The sequence below is a fragment of the Amaricoccus sp. genome, assembly GCF_036846665.1.
Taxonomy (GTDB): domain Bacteria; phylum Pseudomonadota; class Alphaproteobacteria; order Rhodobacterales; family Rhodobacteraceae; genus Amaricoccus.
Genome location: NZ_DAIUBO010000134.1, coordinates 1 through 10,342, shown reverse-complemented (window position 1 = coordinate 10,342; position 10,342 = coordinate 1). Strand labels below are relative to the sequence as shown.

9 protein-coding genes are annotated in these 10,342 nt (G+C 70.7%); 4 read left to right on the top strand and 5 right to left on the bottom strand.

Features of this window, described 5'->3' with window-relative positions:
* The 3 genes from V7050_RS13285 to pcaD form a co-directional block, all read right to left on the bottom strand.
* A partial coding sequence (locus V7050_RS13285; RefSeq protein WP_442885694.1) for a dioxygenase family protein occupies window positions 1-462 on the bottom strand: 462 nt, incomplete at its 3' end.
* Entirely contained in the window at window positions 459-839 is a 381-nt protein-coding gene (gene pcaC, locus V7050_RS13280; RefSeq protein WP_324373769.1) for a 4-carboxymuconolactone decarboxylase, read from the bottom strand. The genes V7050_RS13285 and pcaC, both read right to left, overlap by 4 nt.
* Window positions 832-1,626 (bottom strand): 3-oxoadipate enol-lactonase, encoded by a 795-nt coding sequence (pcaD, locus tag V7050_RS13275; protein ID WP_324373767.1) that lies wholly within the window; start codon window positions 1,624-1,626, stop codon window positions 832-834. Before pcaD ends, pcaC begins: the two co-directional genes overlap by 8 nt.
* A gap of 48 nt (window positions 1,627-1,674) precedes the next feature.
* Between pcaD and pcaQ the strand changes: the two genes are divergently transcribed.
* Window positions 1,675-2,601, top strand: coding sequence for a pca operon transcription factor PcaQ (pcaQ, locus tag V7050_RS13270; RefSeq protein WP_324367708.1), 927 nt, complete (start codon window positions 1,675-1,677; stop codon window positions 2,599-2,601).
* 138 nt (window positions 2,602-2,739) lie between these two features.
* Here pcaQ and V7050_RS13265 read toward each other — a convergent pair whose 3' ends face one another.
* Window positions 2,740-4,593: a bifunctional sugar phosphate isomerase/epimerase/4-hydroxyphenylpyruvate dioxygenase family protein gene (locus tag V7050_RS13265; RefSeq protein WP_324367710.1), complete on the bottom strand. Its 1,854-nt coding sequence runs from the start codon at window positions 4,591-4,593 to the stop codon at window positions 2,740-2,742.
* 138 nt (window positions 4,594-4,731) lie between these two features.
* Window positions 4,732-6,903: a malate synthase G gene (locus tag V7050_RS13260; protein WP_324367712.1), complete on the bottom strand. Its 2,172-nt coding sequence runs from the start codon at window positions 6,901-6,903 to the stop codon at window positions 4,732-4,734.
* Window positions 6,904-7,120: 217 nt separating this feature from the next.
* Between V7050_RS13260 and recG the strand changes: the two genes are divergently transcribed.
* The 3 genes from recG to V7050_RS13245 all read left to right on the top strand — a co-directional run.
* Window positions 7,121-9,211: an ATP-dependent DNA helicase RecG gene (gene recG / locus V7050_RS13255; protein ID WP_324367714.1), complete on the top strand. Its 2,091-nt coding sequence runs from the start codon at window positions 7,121-7,123 to the stop codon at window positions 9,209-9,211.
* Window positions 9,212-9,314: 103 nt separating this feature from the next.
* Entirely contained in the window at window positions 9,315-9,437 is a 123-nt protein-coding gene (locus V7050_RS13250) for a hypothetical protein (RefSeq protein ID WP_324367716.1), read from the top strand.
* Window positions 9,438-9,683: 246 nt separating this feature from the next.
* Window positions 9,684-10,342 (top strand): YcjX family protein (locus V7050_RS13245; protein WP_324410657.1); only part of this gene is annotated, 659 nt, incomplete at its 3' end.

The following is a 10,342-nucleotide window of genomic DNA, read 5'->3' as shown; positions in this document are numbered from 1 at the left end:
CCAGTTGTTCACCCAGTTGCGCCAGGGATAGGCGCCGGGCTTGACGGTGCGGAAGTGGTAACGGCCTTCCGCATCGGTCAGCGTGCGCCCGCAGCCGCCGAAGTTCGGGTCGATCGGCGCGAGATAGGTGTCCTTCTTGTGGCGGTAGCGCCCGCCGGCATTGGCCTGCCAGAATTCCACCAGCGTGCCCGGCACCGGCCGCCCGGTCTCGTCCAGCACCCGGCCATGCACCACGATGCGCTCGCCGACCGGCTCGCCGCCATGGGCGTAGTTGCGGATCAGGTCGTTGTCGAGCGGGCCGAGATCGCCATGCCCGAAGCGCGGCCCGGTCATCTCGCTCATCGAGCATTCCAAGGACAGGAGCGCGTGCTGGGGCGAGCGCTTCACGCTGGTCTTGTAGTTGGGCGTCAGCGCCGGCGGATGCAGGGTCCGGTCCCGCTGGAAGAATTCCGATCCGGTCATAGCCGCACCCCCATCTCCGCATAGGTGGCCTTGATGATCTTCAGCGCGTGGTTGGCCCGCGGCACGCCGGCATAGACCGCGACATGCAGCATGGCCTCGCACAGGTCCTGCGGCGTGGCGCCGGTATTGGCGGTGGCGCGCACATGCATCGCGACCTCCTCGTGATTGCCGAGCGCGGCGAGCAGGGCGAGCGTGATCAGCGACCTCTCGCGCCGCGAGAGATCGGGCCGCGACCAGACCGAGCCCCAGGCGCCTTCGGTGATGAAGGTCTGGAACGGCGCGTCGAAATCCGACGTCGCCGCCTCGGCGCGGTCGACATGGGCGTCGCCGAGCACGGCACGGCGCGTCGCCATGCCCCTGTCGAAACGGTCAGACAATGGCGTTCTCCTCCAGGAAACCGGCGATCAGCGCCGCCATCGCCTCCGGCGTCTCGACGCAGGGGATATGGCCGGCGCCGCGGATCACCTCGAAGCGGGCGCCCGCGATGCTCTCTGCCGTCTCGCGTACCAGATCGGGCGGGGTCGAGCCGTCCTCCGATCCGGCCAGCACCAGGGTGGGCAGGGCGAGGCGGGCGGTGCTGTCGCGCAGATCCGTCTCGGCCATGGCCGCGCAGCATCCCGTGTAGCCCGCGACCGGGGTCCGGGTCAGCATGTGCCGCCAGCCGGCGAGCTCGTCCGCGCGGGTCTCGTGGAACCGCTTCGAGAACCAGAGCCCGAGGATGCCCTCGGCGATCGCGGCGATCCCCTCGGCGCGCACCGTGGCGATGCGCCTAGCCCAGCCGTCCGGGGTGCCGATCTTGGCGGCGGTGTTGGAGAGCACCATGGCCCGCAGCAGGTCCGGCCGCTCCGCAGCCAGCCCCTGCGCCACCACGCCGCCGATCGAGAGGCCGACGAAGACCGCGCCGGCGATCCCGAGGCTGTCCATCAGACCCGCCGCCTCGGCGACGAGGTCGCCCATATAGTATTCGCCCTCCGGCGCGTCGCTCAGCCCGTGGCCGCGCATGTCGTAGCGCAGGAGGCGCAGGCCGGAGGGCAGTTGCGGCAGGAGCGCATCCCAGATCCGGAAGTCGGTTCCGAGCGAATTGGCGAAGACCAGCGGCACGCCGTCCGGGTCGCCGCTTTCGGCATAGTGCAGCCGGAGCGAATTGATCGTCGCGATTTGCATGGGCCCTCTCCTCGATTTGACTCTGCCCGATTCAGGCGGTTATGTAAAATGACGATTCAAGCGAATTGCATAACTGAAATGGCATACATGGGCAGCGTCAGCTACCGCCATATCCGATGCTTCCTGGAGGTCGCGCGGCTCTCGAGTGTCGGCCAGGCCGCGGCGACGCTCGCCATCTCGCAGCCCGCGGTCTCCAAGACCCTGCGCGAGTTGGAGGACCGGCTCGGCCAGCGGCTCTTCGAGCGCAGCGGCCGGCGGCTGCGCCTCAATGCGGCCGGGCGGCTCTTCCAGAGCCATGCGGGACAGTCGCTCGCGGAGCTCGAGCGCGGCATCCGGGCGGTCGCGCATCCCGGGACGGCGGGCAGGACGATCGCCGTCGGCGTGCTTCCGACCGTCGCGACGGAGGTGATGCCGCGGGCGGCGTTGGAGTTCCGGAGATCGGCCCCCGGCACTACCTTGCGGATCACCACCGGGCCGAACTGGCTGCTGCTGTCGCAATTGCGCGAGGCGCGGCTCGACCTGGTCGTGGGCCGGCTCGCGGCGCCGGACCAGATGCAGGGGCTGGTCTTCGAGCAGCTCTACTCGGAAAACGTCGCCGCCGTGGCACGCCCCGGCCACCCGCTCGCGGGCGGCGCCTCCGGCAGGCTCTCCGATTTCCCGCTCGTGCTCCCGCCGCCGGGCGCCATTATCCGGCCGCTGGTGGAGCAATATTTCCTGAGCCTCGGCTTCGACATACCGAAGCCCTGGGTCGAGACGGTCTCGCTCGCACTCGGCCGCGCCCTCCTGCGCGGATCCGATGCCATCTGGTTCATCTCGCGCGGCGTCGTCGCCGACGAACTGGCCGGGGATAGGCTGGTCGCGCTGGACCTGCCGCAGCTTCCCGCGGCGGGACCCGTCGGGATCACGCTTCGCGCCGGCATCGCGCCGAGGCACGACATCGCCGAACTGATGCGCGCGCTCCGGGCCAGCGCGTGAACGCCGGTCGGACTGTCGCTTCGGACCGGCGCCCTTTCTCCGAGGCGACGCCGCCTTCCCCGCGGATTTGGCGGGTGACAGATCCGCGCGCGCCTGCCTTCCAGCGGCGGCGGCGCCTTGCCCGCTCGGGGCGCCCCGTCAGGACCGCGGGATCGTCGGCGGACACGCGAGCCGCGCCTGGGCCGCAAGCCTGATGGGGGCATTCGCTGCCCCGAAGCCGTCGTAGCCCTCGCGCTGGACGATCTCGAAGAAGAACCGGTCCTTGAACGCGCGCGTGTAGATCTGGAAATAGCGGCCGGTCTCGTCCTCGTCGTAGAGGATGCCGAGCGCGCGCATCTCGTCGAGCATGGCGGGATCGAGCGCGAACCGCGCCTCGAGATCGTCGTGGTAGTTCTCGGGGATCGCCAGCATCTCGAGGCCAGCCTCCCGGGCCTTGCGCGCCGCGGCGAAGATGTCGTCGGTGGCGAAGGCGATGTGCTGCACCCCGGCGCCGAAGAATTCCGCCAGGAACCGCGAGTTCAGCGTGTTTCCCGCCGCGCTCGCGTTGAGGCAGATTCGCAGGCTGCGTGCCGGGTTCTGCAGGGCCATGCTCTCGACGATGCCGGCGGGATCGACCACCTCGACCAGCGGCGTCGTCTCGAAGTCGAAGAGCGAGAGGTAGAAGAGCCGCCAGCTCAGCATCTCGCCGGTCGACATGGACTGCGCCACGTGGTCGATCCCGGTCAGGACCGCCGAGGGCGCCGCACCGGTCGGCTCGAACTCGATGCTCCAGACGCGTGCGCGCTCGGACCGCGCGTCGGTGAAGCAGAGCAGCGCCCCGCCCACGCCGCGGATGGCCGGGATCTCCAGGTCGCCCGGATCCACCCTCTGGCGGAAGGCGGTCATGTGCAGCGCCTCGGCGCGGGCGTGCGCGGCCCGCGCGTCGCCGACCCGGATCCCGATCGCGGCGACGGAGGCCCCGTGCACGATCTGCTGCGAATGGGCGAGGCCCTCGGGCTCGGTGTTGAGCACCAGGTTGATCGCGCCCTGGCTGTAGCGGGTCACCTGCTTGGAATGATGCCGGCCGGTGAGCGCGAAGCCGAGCTCGGTCAGGAGCCGCCCCAGATCCGCGGCATCCTCTTCCGACAGCGCGAACTCGATCCATTCCACCGCCTCGGGCACCACCCGCGGCGGCAGCCGTCCGGGGCGCAGCCGGTCCTCCAGCCAGATGAGCGACCGCGCCCCGTCCTCGGCGATGCGCCGGGGCGAGGCCATGCGGAAGCGGTCGTTGAAGATCTCGTGGCTGAGCCAGCCGTCGTAGCCGGTGGCGATCACCGCCTCCATGAAGGCGTCGAGCGGCAGGTCGCCCTGGCCGGGGAAGCTGCGGAAATGCCGCGACCATTGCAGCAGGTCCATCTCCATCTTCGGCGCATCGGCGAGCTGGACGAAGGTGATGCGATCGGCGGGGATCGAGCGCACCGCGTCGGGCGCGAGCCCCCGCGCCAGCATGTGCCAGCTGTCGAGGATCAGCCCGACGCGGGGATGGTCGGCGCGGCGCACGATCTCCCAGGCATCGCGGTAGTCCGAGACGTGCCGGCCCCAGGCGAGCGCCTCGAAGCCCACGTCGATGCCGAAGCCGGCGGCGATCCCGCCGAGCTCGCGCAGGTCCTCCGCCGCCCGGTCGATGCCGCCGAGGCTGAGCGGCGAGACATTCGAGCAGACGAGGACGGCGCCGGCGCCGAGCTCGTTCATCAGCGCGAACTTGCGCCTCGCGCGCTCGAAGCCGCGGGACCGCTGCGGCTCGGGCATGCCCTCGAAATCGCGGAAGGGCTGGAAGGCGACGATCTCGAGCCCACGGTCGTGCACCATGCGCCCGATCTCGGCCGGCGTGCCTTCGTGGGCCAGCACGTCGGCCTCGAAGATCTCGACGCCGGCGAAGCCCGCCGCGGCGATGGCGGCCAGCTTCTCGGGAAGCGTGCCGCAGAGCGAAACCGTGGCGATCGCGTATTTCATGGCACCCTATCCGCGCGCGGCCCCGGGGGGGGATCCGCGCGCACGCCATCGCCCCGCCCCGCTCGCCCGGATCAGGCCGGACGGGGCCGCGTCCGAAGCGACATCGGCCGCGGCGGCCATGCCGGGGCACCCCCTTTCTCAGTCGCCTGCCTGCGCCTTGAGCTCGCGCCGGCGGGCGTGCAGGATCGGCTCGGTATAGCCCGAGGGCTGCGTGGTTCCCTCGAAGACCAGGTCGCAGGCAGCGCGGAAGGCGATGCCGTCGAAGCCGGGCGCCATGGGCCGGTAGGCAGGATCGCCGGCGTTCTGCCGGTCCACGACCTCGGCCATGCGCCGCATGATCTCCATCACCTGATCCTTGTCCACCACGCCGTGGTGCAGCCAGTTGGCGATGTGCTGGGCCGAGATGCGGCAGGTGGCGCGGTCCTCCATCAGGCCGACGTCGTTGATGTCGGGCACCTTCGAGCAGCCGACGCCCTGGTCGATCCAGCGCACCACGTAGCCGAGGATGCCCTGCGCGTTGTTCTCGACCTCGCGGCGGATCTGCTCTGGCGTCCACTTGCGGAAGCTCGCGATCGGGATCTCCAGCAGCGAGTCGACATAGGCGCGCCGGCCGCCCTTCTTGAGCGCCTCCTGCACCGCGAAGACGTCGATCTTGTGGTAGTGCAGCGCATGCAGCGTCGCCGCCGTCGGGCTCGGCACCCAGGCGCAGTTGGCCCCGGCCTTGGGATGCTCGATCTTCGTCTCCAGCATCGCCGCCATCCGGTCGGGCACCGCCCACATGCCCTTGCCGATCTGGGCACGGCCGGAGAGGCCGCATTCCAGGCCGATGTCCATGTTCTGGTTCTCGTAGGCGATGATCCAGCCCTTGCGCTTGATGAAGTCCTTGCGGCTGAAGGGCCCGGCCTCCATCGAGGTGTGGATCTCGTCGCCGGTGCGGTCGAGGAAGCCGGTGTTGATGAAGACGACCCGGTGCTTCGCTGCGCGGATGCATTCCTTGAGGTTGACGCTGGTGCGCCGCTCCTCGTCCATGATCCCGAGCTTGACGGTATAGCGCGGCAGGCCCAGCACCGATTCCACATGGCCGAAGACCGCGTCGGCGAAGGCGACCTCGTCGGGGCCGTGCATCTTGGGCTTGACCACATAGACCGAGCCGGTGACCGAGTTGCGCGGGCCCTTGGACTTCTTGAGGTCGTGCATGGCGATGAGCACCGTCACCATCGCGTCCATCAGCCCCTCGAAGACCTCGCCGCCGTCGGCGTCGAGGATCGCGGGATTGGTCATCAGATGGCCGACGTTTCGCACCAGCAGGAGCGCCCGGCCCTTGACCGTGACCTCGCCGCCCTCGGGCGCGGTGAAGGTCAGGTCCGGGTTCAGGCGGCGGATCACCTGCGCGCCGCCCTTCTGGAAGGTCTCGACGAGGTCGCCCTTCATCAGCCCGAGCCAGTTGCAGTAGGCGCCGACCTTGTCCTCGGCATCGACGCAGGCGACCGAATCCTCCAGATCCATGATCGCCGACATCGCGCTCTCGAGCCGCACGTCGGCGAGCCCCGCCTGGTCGCGGCTGCCGATCAGATGGGTGCGGTCGAAGACGAGCTCCACGTGCAGCCCGTGGTTGCGCAGGAGCACCGATTCCGGCGCCCGCGGATGGCCGCGGTAGCCGATGAACTTCTCCGACTCCACCAGCGGCATGTCGTCGACCAGGAGCTCCCCGCCGCGCACATGGTAGCGCCGCGCGTCGGCGTGGCTGGTCCCGGCGAGCGGGAAGGCCTCGTCGAGGAAGACCCGCGCCCGCGCCACCACCCGCGCCCCCCGGCCGCGGTCGTAGGCGCCCGAGGGTGGTTCGCTGCCCATGGCGTCGGTGCCGTAGAGGCAGTCGTAGAGGCTGCCCCAGCGGGCATTGGCCGCATTGAGCGCGAAGCGGGCATTGGTGATCGGCACCACAAGCTGCGGCCCGGGCACCAGCGCGATCTCGGGATCGACGTTCTCGGTCTCGATGGTGAAGGGCTCGCCCTCGGGCAGCATGTAGCCGATCTCGGCGAGGAAGGCCTTGTAGGCCTCGCGCCCGCCGCGCTCCTCGCGATGCCAGGCGTCGATCGCGGCCTGGAGTTCGTCGCGCCGGGCCAGCAGGGCGGCGTTCCGCGGCCCGAAATCCCGCACCAGCGCCGCGAGTCCGTTCCAGAAGGCGGCCGCATCCACTCCGGTTCCCGGCAGGGCCTCGTTCTCGACGAAGGCGGCCAGCTCCGGCGCGACCCGGAGCTCGGCCCGCGTCACGCGGCCGTTCGAAGTCAGTTCGGTAACCGGATCGCTCATTGGGCCCCCATGGATTCGACATCTCCGCAAGAGATCGCACCCCCCCGACGGGATGCCATCGGATCCATTCTCAGCGCTGCAGCGGCGGGCTGCAACGGGATTCGGCAAACTTTTTGCCGAGCCCGCCCCCCGGGGCCATGCCGCCGCGGGCCAGGACACTTGTGGGACGCGGGCGAATTCGGTTGATCCGGCGCGGCGGCTCGATTTCAGTCGCGCCATGAACGGACGCCCCGAGATCCTCTTTCCCCTCTTCGCCGATCTGACCGCGCTGGACGGGGTCGGCCCCAAGACCATGCGCCTCTTGGAGAAGCTCGAGATCACCCGGCCGGCGCATCTGCTCCTGACGCTGCCGGTCGGTGGCGTGGACCGGACCTTGCGCGGCTCGATCCGCGAGGCGGCCCTGCCCGGGGTGGCCACGGTCGAGGTCGAGATCGGCCTTCACCAGGTGCCGAGCGCGCGCGGGCGGCCCTATCGCATCCATGTGCGCGATGCGCGGACCGAATTCCTGCTGGTCTATTTCCATGCGCAGGAGGACTGGATGCGGCGTACCTTCCCGGCCGGGCAGCGGCGCATCGTCTCGGGCCGGGTGGAGATCTTCGACGGGCTGGCGCAGATGGTCCATCCCGACCATGTGCTGATGCCGGGCGGGGCGGCGGAGCTGCCGGCCTTCGAGCCGGTCTATCCCCTGACGCAAGGATTGAGCCTGCGCACGATGACCCGCGCCGCCCGCGACGCGGTCGCGCGCGCCCCCGCCCTGCCCGAATGGATCGAGCCTGGGCTCCTGGCGAAGCGCGGCTGGCCCGCCTGGCAGGCGGCGATCCGCGCCGCCCATGCGCCGGCGGGGCCGCGGGATCTGTCGCCGGGGGCGCCGGCCCGCGAGCGGCTGGCCTATGACGAGTTACTGGCCCATCAGGCGACGCTGGCACTGGCGCGGCAGAGGGTGAAGCGCGCCAAGGGCTTCGTCACCCGGGGCGACGGGCAGCTGCGGGCGAAGGTGCTCGCCGCCCTGCCCTATGCGCCCACCGGCGCCCAGACCCGCGCGGTGGAGGAGATCATCGCCGACATGGCCTCGCCGCTCCGGATGAACCGGCTGCTCCAGGGCGACGTCGGCGCAGGCAAGACGCTGGTCGCCTTCCTCGCCATGCTCGCCTGCGTCGAGGCCGGCGGCCAGGCGGCGATGATGGCGCCGACCGAGATCCTCGCGCGCCAGCATCGCGCCGCGCTGGCGCCGCTGGCGCAGGCCGCCGGGGTGCGGCTGGACCTGCTGACCGGGCGCGTCAAGGGCGCCGAGCGCACGGCCAAGCTCGAGGCGCTGGCGTCCGGCGAGACGGCGATCATGGTCGGCACGCACGCGCTCTTCCAGAAGGAGGTTGCCTTCGCCGACCTGCGGCTGGCCGTGGTGGACGAGCAGCACCGCTTCGGCGTGCGCCAGCGCATGGAACTCGGCGCCAAGGGACGGGCACCCGACATCCTGGTCATGACCGCGACGCCGATCCCGCGCAGCCTCGCGCTCGCGCAATACGGCGACATGGATGCCTCGGTGCTCGACGAGAAGCCGCCGGGCCGCAAGCCGGTCGAGACGGTGCTGGTCTCCTCGGGGCGCACCGGCGAGGTGATCGAGCATCTCGGCAGGGCCATCGCCGAGGGACGGCAGGCCTATTGGGTCTGCCCGCTGGTCGACGAATCGGAGACCGCCGAGATGGCCGCGGCCGAGGAGCGCTTCCGCGCGCTGGCCGCGGTCTTCGGCCCCGAAAAGGTCGGGCTGGTGCACGGGCAGCTGCCGCCGGCGCAGCGCGACGCGGCCATGGCCGATTTCTCCGCCGGGCGGCTGCGGCTCCTGGTCGCGACGACGGTGATCGAGGTCGGGGTGGACGTGCCCAATGCCTCGATCATGGTGATCGAGGCCGCCCATGCCTTCGGCCTGTCGCAATTGCACCAGCTGCGCGGCCGGGTCGGGCGGGGCGCGGCGCAATCCTCCTGCCTGCTGCTCTACGACCCGCCGCTCGGCGAGACGGCGCGGGCGCGGCTGGAGATCATGCGCGCCACCGAGGACGGCTTCGCCATCGCCGAGGAGGACCTGCGCCTGCGCGGCGCGGGGGATTTGCTCGGCGTGCAGCAATCCGGCCTGCCGCGGTTCCGCATCGCCGATCTCGAGACCCAGACCGAGCTGATGCGCACCGCCCAGGACGATTCGCGGCTGCTGCTCGCCCAGGACCCCGAGCTGACCTCGCCGCGCGGCCGGGCGATGCGCGTCCTGCTCTACCTCCTGGAGCGCGAACGGGCGATCCGAATGCTTTCGGTGGGTTAGGCCGACCGGCTGATGTTCTCTTTCCGTTCCAGAATATGCTTGACAGATCGTAAACAATGTCGGAACATTAACGGAACATCTTGGCTCAAAGAGGGAACATGCCATGCAGGATCTCGCTCATCGCTTCCTGACCGCCGATCCGGCGGTGCTGGCACGCGAAGCCCTCGGACTGGCCGGGCTCTGCGCCGCGATCATCGTGCTCTTCTGTCTGCCCGCCCTCGCCTGAACCGGATCTGCCTGCCCGCAGTGTGCTTCGCGGGACTGCCTCCCCTCCCGGCGCATCCGCCGGGAAAGCCCTGCAACCTGACGCCGCGTCCGCGAGGATCGCGGCGTTTTTTCCGTCCCCGCCGCCGATGCGTCCGGGGCCAGCGCGCATCCGGCCGCGGCCGCCCCCGCTCGCGGCGGCACAGTTGTAGCCGGCCGGCAAAGCCCATAGGTCAGGTCCCGGACGCGACACGGGAGAAACCGGGCCTTGGATCTCTACCGCCTGACCGACCGGATCGGCCGCAGGATCGAGGATACCGTCGAGGACCTCGGCTCGGCGCTCTTCGATCCGGTGATCCGCCTCGGGGTGACCGGGCTCAGCCGGGCCGGCAAGACGGTGTTCATCACCTCGCTCGTCGCCAATCTCATCGACCGCGGCCGCATGCCGCAGCTGCGCGCCGTCGCGGAAGGCCGGATCGAGACCGCCTATCTCCAGCCGCAGCCCGATCACACCCTGCCGCGCTTCGCCTTCGAGGACCATCTCGCGGCGCTCGCCGGGCCCGAGCCGCACTGGCCCGAGAGCACGCGCTCGATCTCGACGCTGCGCCTCTCGCTGCGCGTCGCCCGGCGCGGCTTGCTGACGGGCCTCGCGGGACCCACGGTCGTGCATCTCGACATCGTCGACTATCCCGGCGAATGGCTGCTCGACCTGCCGCTGATGAACCTCTCCTTCACGGATTGGTCCGCGGCCGCCATCGCCACCGCGCGGGCGCCCGCGCGGGCGGCGCAGTCGGAAGCCTGGCGCGCCCGGCTCGAGGCCTGCGATCCCGCCGCGCCGCTCGACGAGGCCGCGGCCCGCGGGCTGGCGGCGGATTTCACCGCCTATCTCGCCGCCGCGCGCGCCGCGGGCCTCTCCAGCGTGGCCCC

What these genes read in the sequence shown, in the direction of transcription:
- V7050_RS13250 (WP_324367716.1), top strand. Translation starts at nt 9,315, where the DNA reads ATGCAGGATCTCGCTCATCGCTTCCTGACCGCCGATCCGGCGGTGCTG.
- recG (WP_324367714.1), top strand. Translation starts at nt 7,121, where the DNA reads ATGAACGGACGCCCCGAGATCCTCTTTCCCCTCTTCGCCGATCTGACC.
- V7050_RS13265 (WP_324367710.1), bottom strand. Translation starts at nt 4,593, where the DNA reads ATGAAATACGCGATCGCCACGGTTTCGCTCTGCGGCACGCTTCCCGAG.
- V7050_RS13260 (WP_324367712.1), bottom strand. Translation starts at nt 6,903, where the DNA reads ATGAGCGATCCGGTTACCGAACTGACTTCGAACGGCCGCGTGACGCGG.
- pcaQ (WP_324367708.1), top strand. Translation starts at nt 1,675, where the DNA reads ATGACGATTCAAGCGAATTGCATAACTGAAATGGCATACATGGGCAGC.
- pcaD (WP_324373767.1), bottom strand. Translation starts at nt 1,626, where the DNA reads ATGCAAATCGCGACGATCAATTCGCTCCGGCTGCACTATGCCGAAAGC.